Source organism: Oryzomicrobium terrae (genome assembly GCF_008274805.1).
Lineage (GTDB): Bacteria > Pseudomonadota > Gammaproteobacteria > Burkholderiales > Rhodocyclaceae > Oryzomicrobium > Oryzomicrobium terrae.
This window is the reverse complement of the sequence record NZ_CP022579.1, coordinates 2501776-2526226: the sequence shown is the minus strand read 5'-3', so window position 1 is coordinate 2526226 and position 24451 is coordinate 2501776. Positions and strand designations below refer to the sequence as shown.

Below are 24451 nucleotides of genomic sequence, written 5' to 3'. Positions count from 1 at the left end.
CCATGACCCACCCCACCGACGACCTGACGCCGGACCTGTTCGCCCCGGGCGCCGCCACGGCGACGGAGACGGAAACCGACACGGCTGTGCAGGACGAGGCCGACCTGGCCCTGTCCGCCGCCGGCGACGCTGCCCCGGCCGATCTGGCCGATGCAGCAGACGCTCCGGCCCCGGACCCCGCCGCCCCGCCGGCGCCGCCCCAGGCCCCCACCCCCTTCGTCTGGGACGGCGAATCCCCGTTCCCCCTGCACCGCTACGCCGAGGACGCCTACCTGCGCTACGCCATGAGCGTGGTGCGTTCCCGGGCCATTCCCGATACCGCCGACGGCATGAAGCCGGTGCAGCGGCGCATCATCTTCGCCATGCACGAGCTGGGGCTCAACGCCACCACCAAGCCGGTCAAGTCGGCCCGGGTGGTGGGGGACGTGATCGGTAAGTACCACCCCCACGGCGACACCGCGGTGTACGACGCCATGGTGCGGGTGGCCCAGGATTTCTCCCTGCGCTACCCCCTGGTGGACGGCCACGGCAACTTCGGTTCCCGGGACGGCGACGGGGCAGCGGCGATGCGCTACACCGAATGCCGCCTCACCCCCATCGCCCAACTGCTGCTGGCCGAGATCGACAAGGGCACCGTGGACTTCCAGCCCAACTACGACGGCGCCTTCAAGGAGCCCCAGTACCTGCCGGCGCGGCTGCCGATGCTGCTGTTGAACGGCGCCTCGGGCATCGCCGTGGGCATGGCCACCGAGATTCCCTCCCACAACCTGCGCGAAGTGGCCAAGGCCGCCGTGGCCCTGCTCAAAAAGCCCGAGCTGACCACCGCCGAGCTGCTCGAACACGTCCAGGGCCCGGACTACCCGGGGGGCGGCCAGATCATCTCCACCGCCGCCGAGATCCGTGACGCCTACGAGAGCGGCCGCGGCTCCCTCAAGGTGCGCGCCCGCTACACGGTCGAGGAACTGGCCCGGGGCCAGTGGCAGCTGGTGGTGACCGAGCTGCCGCCGGGCACCTCGTCCCAGAAGGTGCTCGAAGAGATCGAGGAACTGACCAACCCCAAGGTCAAGAAGGGCAAGAAAACCCTCACCCAGGAGCAGAGCCAGACCAAGCAGCTGATCCTGGCCCAGCTCGACCGGGTGCGGGACGAATCGGACAAGGACCACGCCGTGCGCCTGGTGTTCGAGCCCCGCTCCTCCAAGCTCGACGCCCAGGAATTCGCCACCCTGCTGCTCGCCCACACCAGCCTGGAGAGTTCCGCCTCCATCAACCTGGTGGCCCTGGGCCTGGACGGCCGGCCCGGCCAGCGCACCCTGCGCGGCCTGCTCGAAGAATGGACCACCTTCCGCCGCACCACCGTGCAGCGGCGCTGCGAGCACCGCCTCAACCAGGTGGAAGACCGTATCCACATCCTCGAAGGGCGGCGCCTGGTGCTGCTCAACATCGACGAGGTGATCGCCCTGATCCGCGAGTCGGACGAGCCCAAGGCCGACCTGATCGTGCGCTTCCACCTCACCGAGCGCCAGGCCGAGGACATCCTGGAAATCCGCCTGCGCCAGTTGGCCCGGCTGGAAGCGATCAAGATCGAGCAGGAACTGTCGGAGCTGGAAATCGAGCGGGCCGAGCTCAACCGCCTGCTCGACGATCCCGCCGCCATGACCGCCCAGATCATCAAGGAGATCAAGGACGACGCCGCCAAGTACGGCGACGAGCGCCGCACCGTCATCGAGGAAGCCTCCCGCGCCCAGGTCACCCAGGCCGTGGTGGACGAACCGGTGACCGTGATCCTGTCGAAGAAGGGCTTCATCCGCACCCGCCAGGGCCACGGCGTGGACCTGGGCACCATCACCTTCAAGGAAGGGGACGGCCTGTTTGCCACCAGCGCCTGCCGCACCGTGGACCAGGCCATCCTGCTGCTCGACAACGGCCGGGCCTGCTCGATTCCGGTGGCCAGCATTCCGGGCGGCCGGGGCGACGGCGCGCCGATCACCTCCATGATCGACACCGCCGGGGCCAAGCTCGCCGCCTTCGTCGCCGGCCCCGCCGACCTGGGCCTGCTGATCGCCACCAGCGCCGGCTACGGCTTCACCTGCCGCCTCGGCGACATGATCGGCCGCACCAAGGCCGGCAAGCAGTTCGTCACGGTGGACGACGGCGCCGCCATCCTGCCGCCGACGCCGCTGAAAACCGGCGAGGTGCCCATGGTCGCGGCCCTGTCCTCGGACGAGAAGCTGCTGATCTTCCCCCTGCTCGACGTCAAGGAACTGTCCGGCGGCGGCAAGGGCGTGATCCTGATGGGCCTGGCCGACAACGCCCGCCTGATCTCGGTGGCGGTGGTCACCGACCCGGCGGTGGTGGTGGAAGGCACCGGCCGCGCCGGCGCCAAGAAGGTGGCGACGATTGCCGGTGGCGCCATCGCCGAATACCTCAGCCAGCGGGCGCGCAAGGGCAAGAAGACCCCGGACGCCGCCGGCAAGCCGGTGCTGGTACGGGCCGTCGAGGAGAACAAGGCCTAGCGCGGATCTTCAGGGCATCACCTTGGAATGCCGCGCCAGTCGGGCATTTCCAGAGGGTGTGCCTGAAGATGCCCGTCCCGCCTTGGGCTTCGAGGTGCGGTAAAAAAACGCCCGATCCTGGATCGGGCGTTTTCATGTGCGTCAGGGCCGCATCCGGGAAGAAAGGCAGGGGGCCTCGGCCATGGCTGGCCAAGCCGGCGGCCGGACCGCCGGAACAGCAGGCCGGGCCCGGCCGGTTCGGGAACGCTTTGCTGCTGTGCAGCGTCAAAGGGGCGCTTCCGCCGCAATCGTGGCCACAGGGCTAGGTTGCAGCGCGGTGGGGAGAAAACGGCAGGGAACGTGCCGTCGCTATTTTCTGTTGCCCGTCCCACCGGTAAGGTATGGGAATTATCCTGACAGCATTTGTGCGTTTTCTCGTCAGGCAGTGGGTATAACATAGGCCCGTGATCAATTTAGCCATGCCGTATCAAGAGGTAGGACCATGGAACCCCGTGAGCTAGACCACAAAACAGGGGCTGCGCTGAACGCTCAGCGCTTTCAGATGCTTGAGGACATCGCCAGGGAGCTGCAGGGCGATGTGACGTTTCCCACCTGTTTCGACGTGGTGGTGCGCCTGCGCAAGGTGCTCAACGATCCGGACGTGACCCTCCCGCAAGTCGTCACCCTGCTGAGCGCCGAGCCCCTGATCAGCAGCAAGCTGCTGAAGTTGGCCAATTCCGCCGCCCTCAACCCAGGGGGCGGCAAGATCCGCGACCTGCGCGGCGCCGTCGAGCGGCTCGGTTTGAAAACGGTGCGCACCGTGGCGATCTCCACGGCCATGAAGCAATTGCTGCTGGCCAAGGAGATGGTCTGCTTCAGCGAACTGATGACCAGCCTCTGGGAACATTCCCTGCAGGCGGCCAGCGCCGCCTATGTGATTGCCGCCCGGCTCACCCGTATCAATCCCGGGGAGGCCATGCTGGCCGGGTTGATCCACGACCTCGGCGCCTTCTACATGCTCTACCGGGCCGCCCAATACGATGAGTTGCGCGCCCGCCCCGACACGGTGCGCTACCTGATCATCCAGTGGCACGAAAGCATCGGCGATACCCTGTTCCACGCCCTCGGGGTGGACGAGGCCATGATCACGGCCCTGCGCGACCACGACCAGCCCCGTCCCATTCCGGCCACGCCGAAGAACCTCGCCGACGTCATCTTCATGGCCAACATCCTGGCCGGCGGACTGTTCGAGTGGCTCGGCCAGGACAAGGAGACCGTGGCCGAATGGGAGCGCACCCTGAACGAGAGCTACTTGTCCCTGCGCGAGGAGATCGAGCAGCGCACCACGGAGCTCCGCGCCGAATTCGTGTGAGCGCCCCGGGGGCGTGCTTCGCCTCCGCATCCAGGAAAAAACCCGCGTCGTCCGCGGGTTTTTTCTTGCGCACCGCCGTTCGGGCTTGGCCTTGTCCCGCCCGGCGCCGTGGTTGCCTGAAGGGACGGCGGCCGAGGCCGGCACTTCCAACACTCCCAACACTCCCAACACTCCCGACAGGCGGGCCATTCCCGTTCAGAGGGCGTAGGCCCCAGCATCGTAGGCCGCCGCGTAGGTCTGCCAGTCCTGCCGCACCTGGTCGGCGCAATGCTCGGCCAGGGCGAGCAGGGTGGGGTGCCAGCGCGGGTCCTGGCCAAAATCGATTAGGGCGTCGGCATTGGCCGAGCCGTCCCGGCCGCTGCTGCGCAACTGATCCCACGCGGCCAGCTCGCCCATGGTGCGCAGCACGGCGGCCAGGCGGCGCAGCTTGCGTCCGCTGCCGCCGTCGAGGGCCACCCGGTCCTCGCTGGGCTGCAGGCCGCGCAGGATGTAGGCCTTCTTGCCCATGACGACCGGCTGGAGAAAGGCCATCGAGACCGCCTGCATGCGCCGCTGCACCGCCACCACCCGCTCCGCCTCGTTCTTCCAGCGGGGCTGCTTGATCGCCAGGTGGGGCGCCAGGGACGAGGGCAGGGCCTGCTTCAGGTCGAGGATGTAGTTGCCGTCCGGCGACCCCTTGCCGGCCACCAGGATGGCGTAGCGGTCCACGCCCAGGCTGCCGGTGCCGGCGACACGCCGGGCCACGTCGAGCACCTTGTAGAAGGCCGGATCGGGCTGGGTCTTGGCGAAGCCGGCCATGAAATCGACCACCTTCTGGCGCTGCTTGGCGCTCACCGGCAAGGCCTTGCGCCCGTCGGTACGCAGCACCCGCTTGCGCCCCTTGAGCTCGCTGCGGCTGTCGAGAAAGGCGGCACGGGGGCGGTTGCGCAGACTGTCGAGCAGATCGCGCACCAGCCCGTCGGCCGTGTCCCGCTCGATCCAGCGGGCCTTGCCCTGGCCGAGGGCCCCGGCGTAGCCGGCGATGCACGCCTGGCACAGAGCCTGGGCGTCGCTTCGGCTCACCTTGAGGCTGTCGGCGGCCACCAGCACGCTGGCGAGCAGGCGTACCAGGTCCCAGGTGCACGGCGCCAGGGCCGCCTCGTCGTAATCGTTGAGGTCGAAATAGACGAGCCGGTTGTCGCCCTTGTAGCTGCCGAAATTCTCCAGGTGCAGGTCGCCGCACACCCAGGCCGCCGGCGCCTGGCGCAGCAGCCGCTCGTTGGGCAGCCGGTCGTAGAACAGGTGGCAGGTGCCGCGCAGAAAGACGAAGGGATTGCTGCGCAGGTTGCGGTACTTGAGGACCAACCGTTCCGGGTCCCGTCCGGTGTTGTAGTCGCGGATGCTGGTGACGACGTCGAGCATGGCGGTCTTCTCCTGGAGAGACGCGGCGCGGGGTGTTGGCCCGCGGCCGCAGGACGCTGCAGTTCAGGGGCTGAGGGGCCCGGGTAAATGGCGCTGTGGGCGTGCCTCGGTGGACGGGCAGGGGCGTTCGGTACGCCGCGCTCAGGGCGCCACGGCGAGGAGAATCTTGCCGATGTGGGCGCTCGATTCCATCAGCCGGTGGGCCTCCGCCGCCTGATCCAGGGGGAAGGTGGCGTGGATGCGGGATTTCACCCGGCCCTCGGTGAGTGCCGGCCAGACGTGTTCGAGCAGGGCCTCGCGGATCGCTTCCTTCTCCTCGCGGCTACGCGGGCGCAGGGTCGAACCGGTGATGGTCAGGCGCTTGGTCATCACCGGCAGGAAGTCGAAGCTGGTCTTGCTGCCGTTGAGGAAGGCGATATACACCAGCCGGCCGTCGCGGCGCAGCAGGGAGACGTTCTTCTGCACATAGTCGCCCCCCACCATGTCGAGGATTACGTCCACCCCTTCGCCGTTGGTAGCGGCGCGGATCTCCTCGACGAAATCCTGACGGCGGTATTCCACCACCCCGTCGGCGCCGAACGCGCGGCAGGCGGCGGCCTTTTCGGCGGTGCCCACGGTGGTGAACACCTGGGCGCCGGTGAGCTTGCCGAGTTGGATGGCGGCCAGGCCGATGCCGCTGGAGCCGCCGTGCACCAGCAGTCGCTCGCCGGCCTTGAGGCGGGCGATGTCGCGCAGGTTGGACCACACGGTGAACCAGTTCTCGGGCAGGCCGGCGGCCTGTTCCAGGGGCACGTTGGCCGGCACCGGCAGGGCATGGCGAGCCGGCACCACGCAGTATTCGGCGTAGCCGCCGCCCGGAGCCAGGGCGGTGACCGGGTCCCCCACCTGCCAGATATCGGCGTGTTCGCCCAGGGCCGCCACCTCGCCGGCCACTTCCAACCCGAGGATCGGCGAAGCCCCCGGGGGCGCCGGGTAGAGGCCCTTGCGCTGGAATACGTCGGGCCGGTTGATGCCGGCGTAACGCACCTTGATCAGGATCTCGCCGGGGCCGGGCCGGGGCACCGGGCCTTCGGCGACATGCAGGGTGGCGGGGTCGGGGGAGGGGGTGTAAGCGACGTAGCGCATGGTGGCGGGCAGCATGGGCACTCTCGAAAAAGGGGACGCATAGCGTGTGGACAGGTCGCGGCGGCGGTGCCGGCCAGCGGCCGAAAGCGCCATGATACGGCCAGGGGCGTGGCGGTGCGCGGCCATGCCGCCAGGCAACGGTGGTGGCGGCGCGGTTCCCCGGCGCCATCGGCCGCAGGGATTGCCAGGCGGGGCGCTACAATGGCGCCCCGTTTCCGTTTCTCGCCCCGACGTCCATGCCGCTCCTTACCGCCTCCGGCGCCTGCCTTGCCTACGGCCACGTGCCGCTCCTCGACCACGCCGACTTCCAGCTCGACAAGGGGGAGCGGGTGGCCCTGATCGGCCGCAACGGCAGCGGCAAGTCATCCCTGCTCAAGGCTCTGGCCGGGGTTGGCCACCTGGACGACGGCGATATCTGGCGCCAGCCGGCCTTAAAGCTCGCCTACGTGCCCCAGGAGCCGCCCCTCAATCCCGAATCCACCGTGTTCGAGGCGGTGGTGGACGGCATGGGCGACACCTCGGCCCTGCTCGCCGAGTATCACGCCGTCTCCCACGCCATGGCCGAGGCGGACGCCGACCACGAAACCCTGCTGGCCCGCATGCAGGAACTGCAGACCGAACTGGACGCCCGCGGCGCCTGGTCTTACGCCTCCCAGGCCGACCGGGTGATCGAGCGCTTCGGCCTGGACCCGGACGCCAAGGTGGCCAGCCTCTCCGGCGGGCAGAAGAAGCGCCTGGCCCTGGCCCAGGCCCTGGCCATCGGCCCGGAAGTTCTACTGCTCGACGAACCGACCAACCACCTGGACCTGGACGCCATCGCCTGGCTCGAAGAGCAGCTGGTGTCCGCCGGGGTGACGCTGCTGTTCATCACCCACGACCGGCGCTTCCTCGACCGGCTCGCCACCCGCATCGTCGAGCTCGACCGGGGCAAGCTGGCCAGCTACCCGGGGTCGTTCACCGCCTACCAGGAGCGCAAGGAGCAGGAACTCAAGGACGAGGCCCTGGCCAACGCCCGCTTCGACAAGCTGCTCAAGGAAGAGGAAGTGTGGATCCGCAAGGGCGTCGAAGCCCGGCGCACCCGGGCGGTGTTCCGCGTCCAGCGCCTCGACCAGCTGCGCGCCGAGCGGGCGGCGCGGCGCGAACAGCAGGGCCGGGTGGACTTCAACCTAGACGCCGGCGAGAAGAGCGGCAAGGTGGTGGCCGAGCTGGTCGGTGTGAGCAAGGCGTTTGGCGAGGGTGACGCGCGCAAGACAGTGATCCGCGACTTCTCCTGCCGCATCCTGCGCGGCGACAAGATCGGCCTGATCGGCCCCAACGGCGCCGGCAAGACCACCCTGTTGAAGCTCATCCTTGGCCAGCTGGAGCCCGATTCCGGCACCGTGCGCCTGGGCACCAAGATGCAGGTGGCCTACTTCGACCAGTTCCGCGAGGCCCTGGACCCGGAGGCGGCCCTCACCGACGTGATCTCCCCGGGGTCCGACACGGTGGAGATCAACGGCGAGAAGAAGCACGTCATCGGCTACCTGGGCGACTTCCTGTTCGCCCCGGAGCGGGCCCGCTCCCCGGTCAAGAGCCTGTCCGGCGGCGAGCGCAACCGGCTGCTGCTGGCCCGCCTGTTCGCCCGCCCGGCCAACGTGCTGGTGCTCGACGAACCGACCAACGATCTGGATATCGACACCCTGGAACTGCTGGAGAACCTGTTGCAGGACTACCCGGGCACCGTCTTCCTGGTCAGCCACGACCGGGCCTTCCTCGACAACGTGGTGACCCAGGTGATCGCTGCCGAGGGCAACGGCGTGTGGCGCGAGCACGTTGGCGGCTACGACGATTGGGCCCGCTGGCGGGTGGCCCAAGGGGCGCGCCCCTCGGGCTTCTCCGACGCCCCTGCCTCGAACGCCGCGTCCCGTAAGGCGTCCAGCGATACCCCCGTGGAGAAGGCCGCCCCGCCTAGCGTTCCGGGCAGTGCCTCTGCAACGCCGGCCAAATCCAAGCCGGTCAAGCTCTCCTACAAGGAGCAGCGCGAACTCGATGCCCTGCCCGACCGCATCGCCGCCTTGGAGGCCGAACAGGCCACCCTGACCCAGCGCCTGGAAGACCCCAACCTCTACGCCAACGCCCCCCAGGAGGCCAACGCCTTCGCCGCGCGCCTGTCGGCCATCGACGACGAGTTGCTGGAGCTGCTCGGCCGCTGGGAGGAACTGGAAAACAAGCAGAAGGGGGGCTAGCAGGAGCGGGTAAAGCGGCAGTTGGGAAAGCCGCTGCACCCGAGGAATGCCGTACTCCCGCCTCTGGCGTGGCGTTGCACCAGAGCTTTGCCGCATTTAGGGCAGGTCGTCGTGCTGCTATGGCGGTGGTCGAGCGAGTCCAGATGCTGGCGCCGAGTCTTGAACGATTGGATCAAGCCTTTGGGCAGCATGCCGCTCTTCAGGGCTACGAGGATTTCGCCTACTTCGGTTTCGCTGAAGTGCACCACCGTGTGGCTCTTGATGAAGCCGGTATACCCGCGCTGCAGGACATTGTTTGGCATCGCGGTTTTAAATTCACATTCCCCCCAGAACATGACCAGCGGGATCATCTGCTCCGGCCTGACGCCGAGAAATTCTTCCAACGCCTTGGTATGGCGGTAGTTCTGGTGAAGCGGGTTCTGAAAGCGGAATTTCTTTCCCCCTAGCACCTGTGTCCACTGGGGCGTTTTCGCGTCGCCGAAAATCCAGCCCGCCATGTTCTTCGTCTCAACGACGAACAGGCCATAGCGGGACACAATGACATGATCGATCTGGGTCGTGCCATTGCTGGTAGGCAGTGTGATGTTGTTGAGAGAGTGATAAACCTTGGTGTCAAGAAAGAGCCGATGCGCCAGGGTGCCCATCAACTCTCCTTGCCACCCTTTGAGCAGGGCGGACAGGCTCATGGGAAGAATACTCGCAGATGATCGGTTGCTATTTCCTGCCAGTGTTCTTGGCGAGGATGATGCCAATGGTATCAATCTGCGGGGCGGGGCGCATTGTCACGCCCCTGTAGCGCCTTACTTCACCACCTTGGCGTAGCTCGGCCGGTCCAGGTCGACGATCTCGGCGGAGAGCTGGATCGCCATGCCATCCACCGCCGGCACCCCGGCCTGCAGGGCGGCCAGCACGGCGGCGGAAAGCTCCTTCTTCACCTCCGGCGTGCGGCCCGAGAGGATCGCCAGGCGGACATGGACGAAGCCGCGGCCGTTGTTGTGCAGGCCGATCAGGTAGTCGTCGAGGCGGGTCGCCCGGCTCTTGATGTCCGGCTCGGCGAAATGGCCCGAGGCGGCCAGTTCGGCGTTGATCCCGGCGAGCAGGGCGGGCGGGTCCAGGGTATCGCTCAGGTTGGCCGAGTATTCCAGGGTCAGGTGGGGCATGAGGGGTCCTTGCAGAGGGAAGGCGCGGCGTTCGGCGCCAGCGATTGGTCAGATCGACGCTGGCCAAGGCGCTGCGCAAAAGACGCATAGTACGGCGTGCCGGCGCTACTGGGGCTACTGGGCATGGGGGGGTGGTGCGGCCGCGCTACTGGGGGCCGCCCTGCTGCGCCAGCCAGGGCAGGGCCGCTACGGCGGCGAAGAACAGGGCCAGGTGGAACAGGCACCACAGGCCGTAGCGCCGGGCCAGTTTGGCCTCGGACAGATTGCTCACCAGGAACATGCGTCCGTCGGCGGGGCGGGTGAGGGTGTGGATGTCCGGGGCGGCGCGCAGGGCGTCGTGGTTGCGCGCCACCTCGCGCTTGGCCGCCTGGCGCACCAGTTGCCATTCCTGCTCGTCCAGGGTGCCGTCGCCGTTCAGATCGAAGCGCTTGGCCAGGGCGGCCGGGTCCTTCTTCCACTCGGCCAGCAGATCGCGCAGGTCGGCATTGGCGTCCAGCTCCCCGGCCAGGCCGGAGACGGTGCGGAACTCGCCAAGGGCGTAGAGCGGATCGTTTTCCAGCAGCTTCCACTCGGTGGTACGGGTGTCGCCGGAGGTGAAGGTTTCCTTGTGCTTGGTGACGATTTCGGCGCCGGCCGGGTCGATCAGGCATTGGCCGGTGCCGTCGTCGAGGAGGAAGGAACCGTCGGATTCGCTGCGGTGGACCTCCCGCCATTCCCGCTTGTGGTTCATCTCCTCGACCGTGTAGCGGTACCACAGGCACGGCAGGTGGCGGGTCGGGGAGAGGATCGGCAGCCCGTCGAGGGGGCGGCCGGTACCGGTCAGTTCGGTGTAGCCCTGGGCGGCGGAGGCGACCTTGGCGGTGGGGGTGTCGGTGATCGCCCGGCGGCGGCGGAAGGCCGAGGCCCAGGCGGCCAGGCTGATTACCGCCAGCAGGGCGGTGCACACCAGCCAGCCGAGGCGGGAGTGGGTGTGGGCGGCGATCGCCAGCAACACCAGCTGGACCCCGGAGGTGGCCCAGTGGACGCTGCTCCAGCTGGCGATCAGGGGGAACTTGAACGGCACGGCCGGCATTGCCTCAGCCGAACAGGGCCTTCACGTCCACGTCGGCTTTTTCGGCGCTGGAGAATTCGAGCAGGGCCTGGGGTTCGAAGTGGCCCAGGCGGGCGATCAGGGCATCGGGGAATTGCTCGATGCGCACGTTGTTGAGGTTGACCGCCTCGTTGTACAACTCGCGCCGGTCGGCGATGGCGTTTTCCAGGCCGGTGATACGGGTCTGCAACTGCATGAAGTGCTCGTTGGCCTTCAGTTCCGGGTAGGCCTCGGCCACCGCGAAGAGGCGGGTGAGCCCCAGGCGCAGCGTGCCCTCGGCTTCACCCAGGGCGGCCACGTCGTGGCTCTGCCGGGCCTCCTGCACCTGGTTGCGGGCGGCGATCACCCGCTGCAGGGTGGTCTGCTCGAATTCCTTGTACTGCTTACATACCTCCACCAGCTTGGGCAGTTCGTCGTGACGCTGCTTGAGCAGCACGTCGATGTTGGCCCAGGCCTTGGCCACGGCGTGCTTGAGGGTGACCAGGCCGTTGTAGGTCATGATGGCGTAGAGGATCACGACGGCGACGAGGCCGAGGAAGACGGCGCTGCTGATGCTCATGGCGGGCTCCGGAAGGGGCGGGGCGGATGGTTGTGCCGGACGGTCCGGCCGGCAGGAATGCGCGGGATGCGCGGGGATGCGTCATCCCGGTAATCCCACGCGGCAGCTATCATACCGGGGATGAACGATCCGATTTATGACGACACGGTAGTGGCGGCCAATGTGGCCAATGTGGCCAATGTGGCCAAAGCGGCGGGAAAGGCGGACAGCCGGTGGCGCTGGTTCTGGGCCGGGGCGCTGGTGGCCCTGGCGGTGCTGGCGGTGCTGGCGCTGGCCGTGGCCTTTCTTGCCTATGACCGGCCAGACCTGCTGCTCGACTTCGCCAACCTGCGCTACTGCGGCTGAGGCGGTACTTCGGCCGGCGGCGGGGGAGGGGGCGTTTCGCCGTCTGCGGCCGTCACCTCGGCCTCCGCATCGGCGCTGCCCTCCGGGGGCGGCGCGCCGACCCGGGCACGCACCGCTTCCGGGGTCAGGTTGAGCAGCTCGCCGATGGCCGTGTAGTCGTCGGGCAGGGCCGCATCGTCCCAGCCGTTGGCCGAGTGGCGGGCCAGGTTCACCGCCAGGATCACGTTGCGCACCCGGGGGTGGCTGGCGTGCTGGTCGTCCATCAGGCGCGGCAGCAGGTCGGGCAGGGCCCAGGCGTGGCAGAGGGCCTGTTGCAGCTCGCTGAGCTGGATGCCCAGTACCTGGTCCTGCACCACGGCGCTGCGCAGGCTCCGGTCGGCGTGCTGGCGGGCCTGGATTTCCAGGGCCAGATGGGGGGCGAAACACCACAGCAGGATTTCCGCCAGGTCGTGGAGCAGGGCGGCGATGCGCACTTCCTCGGCGTTTAGGTCGTGGCGCCACAGGGCCCAGTCGTAGGCGTAGCGCGAGGCGCGCTGGGCGCGGCGGGCCACGTGGAGCAGGCCGAGCAGGGCCTGGGGGTGGGTCTTGAGGGTGTCCTCCACCACCAGCACCTTGCTGAAATGGCGGAAGAAGGGTTCGATGCCCAGCATCATCACCGCCTGTTCGACGGTGGTGATCTCGCCTTGCAGGCGCTTGCCCCGGTAGGGCTGGATGTAGGCCAGCACGCGTACGGTCATGAGCGGGTCGTGCAGGGCCACGGCGGAGATGTCGCGCCCGTTCACCCGGTCCACGTTCTCGGCCAGGCTCTCCAGTTGGCGCCCCGTATGGCGCAGCACCGGGATCTCATGCTCGGAAAAGTAGGTGACCCAGGAATCCAGGTCGGGCAGCGTGGTCTCGATCATGGCGGGACGATCTGGCGGGTGGTGGCGATGACCCTAGGGTATCCCGGGGCCGGGGCGGCGCCAATAGGCGCAGATGCGGATGCGTGCCGAAATGCGCAGGTGCCGCCAGTGGGCGGGAGGTAATCCGCCACTGCCAAGGACGGTCCCGCGTGCCCCGGCAGCGGCAGCGGCGCAGGTCTTGCCGATGGCGCGGCACCGTGCCGGCGAGGCGGGGCGGCCGCGCATGGCGGCCCGGGACGGGAATCGAGGCTGGATCAGGGCGACCCTCGCCGCCTTGCCCCGGCCCTTTTCCTCGCCGTCACGCTCATGCAAGATGGCAACCCGCCGCAGGATCGGGTGGCCCGCAGCGGGGTTGTGTACCGAAGGGGGGGGCGTGGGGCTAGTGCGATGTGCCCTGCTAGCCCGCCGGTGCCGGGCCCGGGCGTGATCCCTGTCTGGCTCGCCGTGGAAGGCCGCCCAGGGTTTTGCCCCACGACCCGCCTGACCCAGCCGCAGCCTTTCTTCTCTTGCTTGCTCGTCTTTGCCTGTCTTTATGCGTCCTGCCTTGTTCCGCCGCTTGCCCATCGCCGTGTTGCTCGGCGCCCTGGCCCCCGGGGCCCAGGCCCAGACGCCCCTGCCGGGCGCACCGGGGTCGCCCGTGTCCGGTCCCGGTGCCTGCGTCGGCATCGCCACCCCCTTGGAGCGCCTGGCTTGCTACGACCGGGCCCTGGGGCGGCGCAGCGCCACCGATCCGGCGCCGGGCGAAAACCCGTTGGCCGTGCCCGAGACGGTCCGCCCCCTGGCCAATGCCCCGGCGGACGCCGCGCCCGCGGCGGCCCTGGCCGAGCAACTGCCGGCAGCCGGCGCGGCCGGGGGGCTGCGCGGTGTGCATGGGCCTTCCGGCGGGTTGATCAGCGATCCGATCCTGTCCGCCGAGGTGACCCCCTTCGACGACCGCTGGGAGCTGACGCCGGCGGCCAAGCGCGGCACCTGGGTGCTGCGCCCCTACAAACCGGTGTACCTGCTGCCGGCCTTCTACACCAAGACGCCCAACCGTCAGCCCACCAGCCCCAACCCGGCCAACCAGGTGGGTTCCCCCGAGCCTTACGACCGCATGGAGGCCAAGTTCCAGCTGAGCTTGAAGACCAAGGCCTGGGAAAACATCTTCGGCGATAACGGCGATCTGTGGATCGGCTACACCCAGTCGTCGCGCTGGCAGGTGTACAACGGCAACATTTCGCGGCCCTTCCGCGAGACCAACTACGAGCCCGAGGCGATGCTGGTGTTCCGCACCAACTACCGCCTGCTCGGCTGGAACGGGCGGTTGGCCTCGGTTTCGTTCAACCACCAGTCCAACGGCCGCTCCGACCCCTGGTCGCGCAGCTGGAACCGGGTGATCGGCAGCGTCGGTTTCGAAAAGGGCGACTGGAACCTGCTGGTGCGGGGCTGGTACCGGGTGCCGGAACAGGCCCGCACCAACGACAACCCGGATATTTCCGACTACATGGGCCGGGGCGACCTGCTGCTGGTGCGCCGCTGGGGCGGCCACGTCTTTTCGCTGGGGCTGCGCCATTCGCTGCGCCCGAGCCACAGCCACGGCTCCGCCGAGTTCGACTGGGGCTTCCCCATCTCCGGCAACCTGCGCGGCCACCTGCAGGTGTTCTCCGGCTACGGCGAGAGCATGATCGACTACAACTACAAGTCCACTTACTACGGCCTGGGGATTTCCCTGGTCGAGTGGTAAGCGGAGCGGTAAACCGAATAGCAGGCCCGCTGCCGGCGCACCCGGCGGCGGCCGTCGCTCGTCGCCGCCAGCGCCTTTGCCTATTGCTTCCGCACCTGATGCTTCCGCACCTGATGTGCTGCGCCTTTGGGCCGGAGGGTAGAGTTCAGCCCTCAGCGCGCTTCCAGAACACCGGGGTGACTTCCACCGGCTCGCCCTCGCCGGCCACGTAGAGGTGACCGTCCTGCACCGTCACCTGCAAGCGCATGGTGCGCTCGGCCAGGGTCGCCAGGGCCTGGGTCTCGGCGGCGGCCAGGTTCACCACGGTGAGATTGGTCAGCCGCGCCAGCTTGTTCTGGTTCTGCTCCCACCAGATCTCGGCGGCCCGGCCGCCGTAGGTGTACAGCACCACCTCGTTGGCCCGGTTGCTGGCCTTGCGGATGTCGCGCTCGTCGGGCAGGCCCACGTCGATCCACTGCTCGATGGCGCCGGTCAGGTCGCGGCGCCACAGGTCGGCCTCGTCGTCGGTGGAAATGCCCCGGCCGAACTCCAGGTACTCCTGGGCGTTCAGGGCGAAGGCGAGCAGCCGCACCATCAGGCGCTCGTCGGTTTCGGAAGGATGCCGGGCCAGGGTCAGGGAATGGTCGCCGTAGTAGCCGCGGTCCATGTCGGCGACGCCGAGGTCGGCCTTGAATACGGTGGATTTGAGAGCCATGGAAGTCGGGGAAGGTGGCAGGCCGTACAATGCCGGCCTGAACGGAAAATGAAAAACCCGACATGTTAAGTTATCGCCACGCCTTTCACGCGGGGAATCACGCCGACGTGCTCAAGCACGCCGTCGAAATCGCCTGCCTCGACTACCTGGGCCAGAAGGACAAGCCCTACTGGTACCTGGACACCCACGCCGGCGCCGGCATGTATTCCCTGGAAACCGGCTACGCCACCCAGAACTCCGAGTACGAAAGCGGCATCGCTCGCCTGTGGGACGAGCCCGGCCTGCCGCCGCTCTTGGCCCGCTACGTCGAGGTGATCCGCGCCATCAACGCCCGGGAGCGGGGCAACGGCAAGGACGGGGTGCCCAAGGCCCTCAAGGTCTATCCCGGCTCCCCGGTGATCGCCGACGTGGTGGCGAGCGAATCGACCAAGCTGCGCCTCTTCGAGATGCACCCCTCCGATTCGCCCCTGTTGGCCCGCTGCTTCAAGGACGCCGGCAGGCGCGCCCTGATCTACGCCGGCGACGGCTACGAGGGCCTGAAAGCCCTGCTGCCGCCGCCGCCGCGCCGCGCCCTGGTGCTGATCGACCCGTCCTACGAGGACAAGAGCGAGTACGCCCGGGTGGTGGCCGCCCTCAAGGACGCCCTCAAGCGCTTCGCCACCGGCACCTACGTGCTCTGGTACCCCCAGCTGCACCGCCTGGAAACCCGCCGCCTGCCCGACCAGCTCAAGGCCCTGGGCGCCAAGAGCTGGCTGCACGTGGCCCTCACCGTGCGCAAGCCCACCGCCGACGGCTTCGGCATGCACGGCAGCGGCCTGTTCATCCTCAACCCGCCCTGGGTGCTGGCCGAGCAACTGGCCGAGGCCATGCCCGCCCTGGTCGAACTGCTCGGCGAGGACGAGGGCGCCGGCTACACCCTGGAACACGACGGGCTGTAAGGGCATCCCCTGCGGCCCCGTCCATTAGGAACGATAAGGAAACACCCGCCATGTGGTTCAAGAACCTGCAGTTGTACCGCCTCGTCAGCCCCTTTCCCCTCTCTCTGACCCAGCTCGAAGAGCAGCTCGGCCGGGTGGTGTTCACCCGCTGCGGCAGCCAGGACAAGCAATCCCGGGGCTGGGTCCCGCCCCGGGGCAAGCTCGAAAAAGCCGACAAGGATGCCGCCAGCGCCGCCTTGCCCCTGGTCCATTCCGTCGGCGGCCAGTGGTTGATCGCCATGGCCACCGAGCACCGCCTGCTGCCCTCGTCGGTGGTCAACCAGGTCGCCGCCGACCGGGCCGACGAACTGGAAGCCCAGCAGGGCTTCCGCCCCGGCCGCAAGCAACTGCGCGAACTCAAGGAACGGGTCACCGAAGAACTGCTGCCCCGGGCCTTCACCCGCCGCTCCACCACCTGGCTGTGGCTCGACCCGGTCAACGGCTGGCTGGCCGTTGACGCCGCCAGCCGCGGCAAGGCCGACGACGCCCTGGAACTGCTGGCCAAGTCCCTGGACGACTTCCCGGTCAAGCCGATCAAGACCGAGCGTTCCCCCACCTCGGCCATGGCCGACTGGCTCGCCGCCGGTGAAGCCCCCGCCGGCTTCACCGTGGACCGGGACTGCGAACTGAAGGCCGTCTCCGACGAAAAATCCACCGTGCGCTACGTGCGCCACGCCCTGGACACGGACGAAGTGCAGGCCCAGGTGCGCACCCACCTGGAAGCCGGCAAGCTGCCCACCCGCCTGGCCCTCACCTGGGGCGACCGGCTCTCCTTCGTGCTCACCGAAAAGCTTGAAATCAAGCGCCTCGCCCACCTGGACACCAAGGAAGAAGAAGCCAACGAAGCCAATGGCACCAACGGCGACGAACTGTTCGACGCCGAATTCGCCCTGATGAGCGGCGAACTGCAACGCTTCCTCCCCGACCTGCTCGAAGCCCTGGGCGGCGAAATCCGCGACGGCGAGGGTGCGCCGGCCGAAGCTGCTTCCGGCGCTACTACCGCTGCAAAGCCGGCCAGCCCCGTGCCGACCCCGGCCACCACGGCGGACGACGATCCCCCCTTCTAAACCCCAGGCAGGACGGGCATCTCCACGATGCCCCCTCGAAACACCGCGCCCCTGTTGGCTTCCGGCGGATATCCGCTGGAGAGCGAGCAGGGGCGCGGTGTTTCGGGGAGAAGGTGGCTAAAGTCGATTTTCGTGGCTGCTGAGAGCGATGTTAGCTATCTGCCTCACTGCCAGTTGTTGCCGATTTCACCCGATTTAAGCTTTGTCGGGCTAGGTCTTGGTACCGGTATTGCTGCGGTTGTGATGTAGCGTGATATTGGCGACTTCACGCGAATTCCTTGTCAGTAAAGCTTGGGTCTCTGCGCAAAACTCGGCTTGGGAAGCTGCAACGAATATGTCTGGAAGACTAGTGTAGGATCATTCCATCGTCAGATTACTGTGGAGTTAAGGTGAGGCCAGCTATTCCCATCGAAGAGCGGAACGAGGTACATGGAATCATGGAAGAGATGTTGCCAGGCCTCGATAAAGCATTGGTTGATGAGCTCGCTGCCGACTACATATTGGAAGCTCTTATCTGCATAGACCTTGCAGACCTCAATTATGTGCTTATCCGACCAGGCCCCTTCGTGAGTGGTGCATTACGGGGGGTATCTGCTGTTGATTTTCAGGAGAACGCTGAGAAATTGCTGAAGAATTTGCTAGCGAAACACCCAGCAGCTGGGCCACCGAGTGGCGCTCTTATAATTTTTCGTTTATTCCCAGGGCTTAAATTTAAGCAGGTTGGTGAAGTTTTGAGTTGCTTGGCTGGGTTGCTTCACGAGGCGACAGAACACTTCGTTGGGTGTTTTTTTGACCCTGATGGTACGGAGGCGAAGATTCGAATTTGCCTAGTAGGAGATGCGGATCTTCGATCAGTTCAGGTATCTGAATTGCGTGATTATGGTTGCAACGAAGTGCTTGATGATATTCCCTTGTTCTTGAGAAAATGATGATGGAGGAGATGAGTGAAATGTTAAATGTACTGCATCCAGTTGTTACGAAAGACTATCCCGAGAATAAACAGGGTGGGGTGATGGTTTGTGGCATCAATTTTGGGTACTCAGAAGAGGATAAGAGCCGTGATGATTCAGGTTCGTCTCTTAAGGTTGAACCTCTCTCCTTTTTTTCGGATATGGCGGTTAATAAGACTCGCTTTAGAGACAGATTGCTGACATGGCTGTCGAGTTGGGGTGTTGACTTGGCGACTAGTTCTGGCAGCGAGGGCGGGCTTGAACGCTCGTTCTTTCAAACCAATTGGCTGAATACTCAGACCAATAGTGTTTCAAGCGATGGTGTTATTTCGAACGACTTGTTGGTGAAGGAAGCTGGTGGCATCCTGGATTTGATGCAAGATCGTAAGCCAAAACTGATTATTCTTGTAGGGTCGTGTTTGATTGAAGTGTTGAATGATATAAGGATCCGAGAGCGTGTTGAATTGATTTTGGGTGAGCGGTCAGGAAATGCAATCATTCATCGGGTAGATTTTCCGGCCATGCAAGGCAGGAAGTTTAAAGTGTTCACTCAATCGTTTGGTAATGCCAAAGTTATCGGGTTGCCGCATGTGCAGAGTCGAGGTTTGACGAATGAGTATATGGCGAGGTTTGATGGAGTGTTCAAGGGGGTTTGGGTATGATCAATATTTTTGGGTGGGGTGTTAAGTAAAGGAGCAAAGAAGTGTTGATTTTCGATTTTTATGTTAACGGATGGAAGATCTGCTGAGGGTGGCGGATTGCTGCTATTGGTTTTAAAAAGAGAAACGCCATTGCTTATTCGCATTGCTTTCATACTGTTGTTAACAGGGGCGCTGGATAGCTTAGCCCTCGCTGAAGGTCTTCCGGTACGTGCGCGAATCCAAACCCTCACCCCCTTCGCCTCCCCCGAAGGCCTGGACCGCCTCTCCCGTTCCACGGCGAAAACCGACTTCGCCCCTCTGGCCAACCAGTTCGAGCCCCAGGCGACGATTGCCTTTTGCGCGCCGGCCACGGCGGCCATCGTGCTTAATGCCCTTGACCCGCAAGGCGTGGAGGCGTCCCACGACCGCAGCCGGCTGACCCCGGCGGATACCCGCTACCTGCCCCGGGGGCTGGAGCTGACGGATCGGCGTTATACGCAGGAAAGCGTGATCGCCGCGGGCAAGAAGACCCGGGCCCAGGTGCTGGGGGAGCCGATGGCGGTGGAGGGGCGGATGGTGCGGGACGGCGGCTACCAGCTGCGCCAACTCGACGAGTTGCTGCGGGCGTACAAGGTCGCCACCAAGCTGGTGATCGTCGATGCGCACACGCCCGAGGCTGAGATTCGCCGCGACCTGGTGGACAACCTGCAGCGCGGCGGCGACTACGTGATCGTCAATTACCTGCGTTCGGCGGTGGGCCAGGCCGGGGGCGGCCACATCTCGCCGGTGGGCGCCTACGACGCGGCCACGGATTCGGTGCTGATCCTAGACGTGCATCCCAGCCACTACCCCTGGCTCTGGATGCCCCTCGCCACCCTCATCCAGGGGATGCGTACCCGGGACGGGGCGGAGAACCGGGGCTACATCCTGGTGCGGCCGCGCTGAGCCGGCGGCAACCCCAAGCAAAACGGCGAGGCCCGCAAGGCACCTCGCCGTTTTTGTTTGCACCTTCTTGTCTGAGTGCTAACCGGGATCGGTCTAGCGCTGCTCTCTGCATGGGGTGGATGCGGCCGGCTAGAATATTGTCATTCTCGTGATGCCTGGGCATGCGGCAACACGGATGTGGCGATATTTAACTCTGGAGAGACCGAATGCTCTGGCAGGTGTTGATGGTTGTGTTGGGACTAGCCCCCGTGCTGATAGTGGTTGGTTTGGTCTATTGGAAAAAATATCGGCTGGAAGCGGATGAGCGACGTGAAGCGCTCACGACGGAGTTGCGCCGGTTGCCTGGAGCAAGCCTGCAAGCAGCGCGTGATGAGTTGGTGGATCGCCAGATGGAACGAGTGCTGAGTGCTCTGATCCTTGGCATGGCCGTCGTACAGACCATCCTTTCACGACGGGTCGCTCCTGATTTTTCGACCTGGAGTTGGTTCGACACGATTTTGCTATGCGTTGTCCTGGGGAGCGGCATCTACTATGGCCGGCTGATCATGGCAGAAATGCCCAAGTCTCGCCGGCTGCGCCAAGCCATCCGTGCCGAGCAGGCTACGGCCCAGGAGATCGCGGTGTCGCTGGCAGGCGACAATCACATCTTTCACGACATTCAGGCTGAGGGCTTCAACATCGACCATGTCGTCATCACACCGGCAGGCGTGTTCGCCATCGAGACTAAATCCCGGATGAAACCTCCGGCGGGTAATGGCGCTGCCGGAGCCAAGGTGCAGTACGACGGTAAGCAATTACGCTTTCCGAGCTGGACGGAAACGGAACCTATTGAGCAGGCAAGTAGGCAGGCCAAATGGCTATCCACATACCTCAAGAATTCCACTGGCGAATCCTATCCGGTCATTCCCGTGCTCGCTCTGCCAGGGTGGTTTGTCGTCGATAGTGTCGGGCCATCGGGCGGCGCTGTGCGCGTCGTCAATCCGAAGAACGTCAGGCGTCTGTTTCTACCGGACAGGGCCCCCGCGCTGGATACGCAAGCCATTCAGCGGGCAGCGTTTCAGCTTGGGAAGCTGGTTCAGGCGCCAACCTTGTAGCGCGCTGATTCTGATAAAACAAAAACGGCGAGGCCCGCAAGGCGCCTCGCCGTTTTCGTTTGGATCGGATCGTGGGGGCCAGAACTGCCGGCGTTAGCGGCCCGTGAGGCTGGGGGCCAGCCCTTGCTGCTTGTTGAGGATCAGCAGCAGGCCCATGCCGGCCACCATCACCACGGCGGCGACCACCAGGGAGCCCAGGTAGCTGCCGCTGGCGGCGGCGATGTAGCCGGCCATGGCCGGGGCGGCGATCTGGGCCACGCCGTAGCTCAGGGTCAGGCGGGCCATGGCCTTGGCCGGGTTTTCAGGGAAACAGCGGCCGATCAGGGAGAGGGTGAGGCTGACGATGCCGACGAAGGTGCCGCCGAAGAGCACGGCGCCCACCAGGTTGAGCACCGGGTCCTGGGAGAGCACGGGCAGGACGATGGAGACGATCTGCAACCCGAAGCCGAGTAGCAAGGCGGGAATCTGGCCCATGGAGGCGGCGATGCGGTCCCACAGGAAACAGGAGGGGGTGGCGGCCACGCCGACGATCACCCACACCAGGGCGCCCTTGCCGGTGAGCAGGGGCAGCTTTTCCAGGATGGCGACGATGAAGGTGGCGCTGACCACAAAGCCGAAGCCGGCGCAGAAGTAGGCGGCGATCAGCAGCCCCATCCAGCGCCGCGACGGGGGCGTGGCGGCAGCCTTGGCGGCGCCGGCGGCCAGGCTGGCCGGGGCCGGCAGCCACCACCAGGCGGGCAGGAAGAAGGCCACGCCGAGGACTCCCAGGGCCAGCCACTGCTCGTCCCAGGCGAGGCGCCCGGCCATGGCGGCGGCGGCCAGGCCCGAGACGACGATGCCCATGCCCAGGCCGGCAAAGTGCAGGCCCAGCTCGGGCTTGTGCCCCTGGCGGATCAGCCAGTTGAGCACCAGGCCCGAGGCGATCAGCATGCCGGCGGTGCTGGACAGCCCGGCGACGAAGCGCAGCAGCACCCACAGGTAGAGGTTGTCGGTGAGGCCCATGGCCGCCGTGGTGGCGAGGGCGAGGACCAGGCCGACGCGGTAGAGGCGGTACTTGAGCTGCAGGTCGCTGATCGAGGCGGCGAACAGGGCGCCGGCGATGTAGCCGACGTAGTTGAAGGTGGCCAGCCAGCCCCCGGCCAGGTACGACAGCCCCGCCTCATTGCGCATCAGCGGCAACAAGGGGGTGTAGGCGAAGCGGGCCAGGCCCACGGTGAGGATGAGGGCGCAGATGCCGGCGAAGATGACGCGGTAGCGCTCGGCGGTGCTGCTGTGGGGAAGGGCGGCGGCGTTGGGGGGCATGTCTCGTCCTGATTGTTATGGGTTTGTGGGGCCCATGCTACCGGGACGGGGGTTGGGACTCTTTCGATACAATGACGAGTTGTGTCGATGAGGCGACACGCTGATATATCATGCGGCGAGGCGTGCCTTTCGATGCCACCACGTCACCTCTGGTGTGCTCGTGCGCCAACTACCGGGGCGGAGCAGGAAGCGCTGCGGTAAGGGGGGACTGAGAGGATGGAGTAGGGCGGAGTAGGCCGGAGCAAGTACCGGGCTACGGCCCCATAAATAGCCCGAACCAAGCCAGGAATAGTGCCCGGAAACGGGCCGGATCGCGGGAGAGCCCATGCTGGAAACCGACGGTTGGATCACCATCGACGTGCCCGAGATCGAGACACTGCCCAAGCCGATCTTTCCCCGCTCCCAGAACCTCACGGCGCGGCAGGTGTTTCCCCTGCACAGCCACCGCTGGAACCAGCTGGTCTACGCCACCTCCGGCACCCTGGTGGTGACCATCGCCGACGCCTGGCACGTCATCACCCCGGAGCAGGCCATCTGGGTGCCCACCGGCGTGCGCCACACCACCGGGGCCCTCAACGGCGCCCAGTTCCGCAACCTCTACGTGGCCGACCAGCCCGGGCTGGCCATGCCGGACGCCTGCACGGTGTTTGCCGTGACGCCGCTGTTTCGGGCCCTGATCGTCGAGCTGGAGGCGGTGAGCCCGGCCATCGGCCCGGCGGGGATGTCGGTAGGAGTATCGGTGGGCGTACCGGTGGGCGTGTCCGAGGATGCCGGCGGGGCGGCGGAAAACGACGCCTACATCGACAAGCTCAATGCCCTGATCGTCGAGCAACTACGCCGCCTGCCGGTGCAGAACTTCCGCCTGCCCTGGCCCCAGAGCCCCATGCTGCACCGCATCTGCGAGGCGCTTTACGCCAACCCGGCGGACGGCCGCAGCGCCGACGACTGGGGGCGGGAGCTGGGCGCCTCTGCCCGCACCCTGGCTCGCCACTTCGAGCGGGAGGTGGGCATCACCCTGCGCGACTGGCGCCACCGCCTGCGCCTGTTCCGCGCCCTGGAATGGCTGTGCGCCGGGCGCAGCGTCACCGACATCGCCCTGGACCTGGGCTACGCCTCCACCTCGGCCTTCACCTACATGTTCCGCCAGGAGATGGGCTGCGCCCCCACCGAATGGCGGGCGCGCTGAGGAGTGGCGCGGTCGGGGACGTTGGGGCAGCCAAGGCAAGCAGGGCGGCGTGGATGCCGCAATGTGCGCCGATCCATCAGTTTTTCTAATGCTTATTGGCGGGCAAATCGCTAACCTCAAGAACTGGCGCGGACTTTTGGTTTTTGGCCGGCCAATAACATCAGTTTTATTGAAGTATTGGCCGGTGCCGCGCGGCTGGCCGGCCGGCGACGGAGGAGGGACGCCTCCCGCTCAGCCCAGGCCCGCGTCGGCGAGCTTGAGGCCGAAACCGATGAACAGGCTGCCGACGCCCCCGGTGGCACCCGCCGACAGCCGTCGACGGCGGCGAAAGGTTTCTGCCAGGTAGCGGCCGCCGAAGATCAGCGCCGACAGGTAGAGGGCGCTGCAGATCTGCACGATGGTCCCCAGGATGAGGAAGGACAGGGCCGGGTGGGCGTAGCCGGGGGAGACGAACTGGATGAAGAAGGACACGTAGAACAGGATCGCCTTGGGGTTGAGCAGGCTGATCACCAGGGCGACGCGGAAGGGGTGGGCGGCTTCCGGCGGGGCTTCGGCCGTGTTCATGGCGTTCGCAGCATTCGCAGTGCTCGCAACGTCTGCAACGCCCGACGCATCAGGAGTTCGGGCGCCCGCCTCGGCGCCCCGCCAGCGCCGGATGCCGGCGCGCACCAGGTTCAGGCCGAGATAGACCAGGTAGGCGGCCCCGGCGTACTTGAGCACCACGAACAGGGCCGGGTTGGCCTTGAACAGGGAGGCCACCCCGGTGGCCGCCAGCACCATCAGGATCAGGTCGCCGAGAAAGATGCCGCAGGCGCCCCGGTAGCCGGCGGCGACGCCCTGGCGCGAGGCCACGGTCATCACGTACAGGGAGTTGGGGCCGGGCACCAGCACGATGAAGATGGTGCCGAGAACGAAGGTGGCCAGGTCGGTGATGCCGTAGTACATGGCGGTCGATCCCAGGAAGGCAAAGCAGGATGGTAGCGCCGCGGGGCCGGTCGGCGCGAGCCGGTTTGGGGGGCGTGGCGCGGTACGGGGCGTGGCGATCGGCGGTGATACCAGGCGGCAGCGGGGGCTCGCGGCCGCTGCCGCCAAGTGGCCTGCAGTGCGGAGCGGCCGCGTCCGGGGCGTGTCCACGGTGCGGCCTTGGCGCGGCGGGGTCGGTTCGGTTGCTGCGGCACCGGTCCCGGGGGGGCCGGGGGTT

22 protein-coding genes and 1 pseudogene are annotated in these 24451 nt (G+C 66.4%); 13 read left to right on the top strand and 10 right to left on the bottom strand.

Annotated elements, in window-relative coordinates; genetic code table 11:
* Positions 1-2 precede the first annotated feature (2 nt).
* Together parC and OTERR_RS11475 are read left to right on the top strand one after the other, a co-directional pair.
* Positions 3-2513 carry a DNA topoisomerase IV subunit A gene (parC, locus tag OTERR_RS11480; RefSeq protein ID WP_149425835.1) on the top strand — a complete coding sequence of 837 codons (2511 nt, stop codon included), beginning with the start codon at positions 3-5 and terminating at the stop codon, positions 2511-2513.
* Between the two features lie 481 nt (positions 2514-2994).
* Entirely contained in the window at positions 2995-3864 is an 870-nt protein-coding gene (locus OTERR_RS11475) for an HDOD domain-containing protein (protein WP_054621166.1), read from the top strand.
* Positions 3865-4059: 195 nt separating this feature from the next.
* Here OTERR_RS11475 and OTERR_RS11470 read toward each other — a convergent pair whose 3' ends face one another.
* Positions 4060-5265, bottom strand: coding sequence for a DUF2252 domain-containing protein (locus OTERR_RS11470; protein WP_054621165.1), 1206 nt, complete (start codon positions 5263-5265; stop codon positions 4060-4062).
* A 141-nt stretch (positions 5266-5406) separates the two neighbouring features.
* Positions 5407-6405: an NAD(P)H-quinone oxidoreductase gene (locus tag OTERR_RS11465; RefSeq protein ID WP_054621164.1), complete on the bottom strand. Its 999-nt coding sequence runs from the start codon at positions 6403-6405 to the stop codon at positions 5407-5409.
* Between the two features lie 221 nt (positions 6406-6626).
* On the opposite strand from OTERR_RS11465, the gene OTERR_RS11460 reads away from it, so the two are divergent.
* Positions 6627-8615: an ATP-binding cassette domain-containing protein gene (locus tag OTERR_RS11460; protein WP_149425834.1), complete on the top strand. Its 1989-nt coding sequence runs from the start codon at positions 6627-6629 to the stop codon at positions 8613-8615.
* Here OTERR_RS11460 and OTERR_RS11455 read toward each other — a convergent pair.
* From OTERR_RS11455 to OTERR_RS11440, 4 genes are all read right to left on the bottom strand, one after another.
* Positions 8612-9301, bottom strand: a complete 690-nt coding sequence (locus OTERR_RS11455) for an NERD domain-containing protein (RefSeq protein WP_149425833.1) — start codon at positions 9299-9301, stop codon at positions 8612-8614. The two genes, OTERR_RS11460 and OTERR_RS11455, sit on opposite strands and share 4 nt — an antisense overlap.
* 114 nt (positions 9302-9415) lie before the next feature.
* A complete protein-coding gene (locus OTERR_RS11450) occupies positions 9416-9775 on the bottom strand; it encodes a 5-carboxymethyl-2-hydroxymuconate Delta-isomerase (RefSeq protein WP_149425832.1) in 360 nt (119 codons plus the stop codon).
* A 145-nt stretch (positions 9776-9920) separates the two neighbouring features.
* Positions 9921-10838 carry a hypothetical protein gene (locus OTERR_RS11445; protein WP_187775231.1) on the bottom strand — a complete coding sequence of 306 codons (918 nt, stop codon included), beginning with the start codon at positions 10836-10838 and terminating at the stop codon, positions 9921-9923.
* 13 nt (positions 10839-10851) lie between these two features.
* The gene (locus OTERR_RS11440; RefSeq protein ID WP_149425830.1) at positions 10852-11424 is read right to left on the bottom strand and encodes a LemA family protein; all 573 of its coding nucleotides are present in this window, start codon (positions 11422-11424) and stop codon (positions 10852-10854) included.
* 120 nt (positions 11425-11544) lie between these two features.
* On the opposite strand from OTERR_RS11440, the gene OTERR_RS16175 reads away from it, so the two are divergent.
* A complete protein-coding gene (locus tag OTERR_RS16175) occupies positions 11545-11769 on the top strand; it encodes a hypothetical protein (RefSeq protein ID WP_223115939.1) in 225 nt (74 codons plus the stop codon).
* On the opposite strand, the gene OTERR_RS11435 is transcribed toward OTERR_RS16175, so the two are convergent.
* Positions 11757-12671, bottom strand: a complete 915-nt coding sequence (locus tag OTERR_RS11435; RefSeq protein ID WP_223115938.1) for an HDOD domain-containing protein — start codon at positions 12669-12671, stop codon at positions 11757-11759. The two genes, OTERR_RS16175 and OTERR_RS11435, sit on opposite strands and share 13 nt — an antisense overlap.
* Before the next feature lie 532 nt (positions 12672-13203).
* Between OTERR_RS11435 and OTERR_RS11430 the strand changes: the two genes are divergently transcribed.
* Positions 13204-14394: a phospholipase A gene (locus OTERR_RS11430; RefSeq protein ID WP_149425829.1), complete on the top strand. Its 1191-nt coding sequence runs from the start codon at positions 13204-13206 to the stop codon at positions 14392-14394.
* 145 nt (positions 14395-14539) lie between these two features.
* Here the strand turns inward: OTERR_RS11430 and OTERR_RS11425 are convergent, their stop codons facing one another.
* Entirely contained in the window at positions 14540-15088 is a 549-nt protein-coding gene (locus OTERR_RS11425; protein ID WP_054621157.1) for a YaeQ family protein, read from the bottom strand.
* Positions 15089-15150: 62 nt separating this feature from the next.
* Here OTERR_RS11425 and OTERR_RS11420 point away from each other — a divergent pair, with 62 nt between their 5' ends.
* From OTERR_RS11420 to OTERR_RS11395, 7 genes and pseudogenes are all read left to right on the top strand, one after another.
* Positions 15151-16026, top strand: coding sequence for a 23S rRNA (adenine(2030)-N(6))-methyltransferase RlmJ (locus tag OTERR_RS11420; protein ID WP_149425828.1), 876 nt, complete (start codon positions 15151-15153; stop codon positions 16024-16026).
* A gap of 50 nt (positions 16027-16076) precedes the next feature.
* On the top strand, positions 16077-17132 hold the full coding sequence (locus OTERR_RS11415; protein WP_149425827.1) for a recombination-associated protein RdgC: 1056 nt from the start codon (positions 16077-16079) through the stop codon (positions 17130-17132).
* A 437-nt stretch (positions 17133-17569) separates the two neighbouring features.
* Positions 17570-18061 carry a hypothetical protein gene (locus OTERR_RS11410; protein WP_149425826.1) on the top strand — a complete coding sequence of 164 codons (492 nt, stop codon included), beginning with the start codon at positions 17570-17572 and terminating at the stop codon, positions 18059-18061.
* Positions 18062-18072: 11 nt separating this feature from the next.
* Positions 18073-18744: a hypothetical protein gene (locus OTERR_RS11405; protein ID WP_149425825.1), complete on the top strand. Its 672-nt coding sequence runs from the start codon at positions 18073-18075 to the stop codon at positions 18742-18744.
* Positions 18745-18804: 60 nt separating this feature from the next.
* Positions 18805-19065: pseudogene (locus tag OTERR_RS16745) on the top strand (hypothetical protein); the annotation flags it as partial.
* A gap of 39 nt (positions 19066-19104) precedes the next feature.
* Positions 19105-19668: a phytochelatin synthase family protein gene (locus tag OTERR_RS11400; protein WP_425466039.1), complete on the top strand. Its 564-nt coding sequence runs from the start codon at positions 19105-19107 to the stop codon at positions 19666-19668.
* 206 nt (positions 19669-19874) lie between these two features.
* Complete coding sequence (locus OTERR_RS11395; RefSeq protein ID WP_223115937.1) at positions 19875-20762, top strand: nuclease-related domain-containing protein; 888 nt, start codon at positions 19875-19877, stop codon at positions 20760-20762.
* 93 nt (positions 20763-20855) lie between these two features.
* On the opposite strand, the gene OTERR_RS11390 is transcribed toward OTERR_RS11395, so the two are convergent.
* Complete coding sequence (locus OTERR_RS11390; protein WP_149425823.1) at positions 20856-22064, bottom strand: YbfB/YjiJ family MFS transporter; 1209 nt, start codon at positions 22062-22064, stop codon at positions 20856-20858.
* 325 nt (positions 22065-22389) lie between these two features.
* On the opposite strand from OTERR_RS11390, the gene OTERR_RS11385 reads away from it, so the two are divergent.
* Positions 22390-23250, top strand: a complete 861-nt coding sequence (locus OTERR_RS11385; protein WP_149425822.1) for an AraC family transcriptional regulator — start codon at positions 22390-22392, stop codon at positions 23248-23250.
* Positions 23251-23481: 231 nt separating this feature from the next.
* Here the strand turns inward: OTERR_RS11385 and leuE are convergent, their stop codons facing one another.
* A complete protein-coding gene (gene leuE, locus OTERR_RS11380; protein ID WP_149425821.1) occupies positions 23482-24195 on the bottom strand; it encodes a leucine efflux protein LeuE in 714 nt (237 codons plus the stop codon).
* Between the last annotated feature and the right edge of the window lie 256 nt (positions 24196-24451).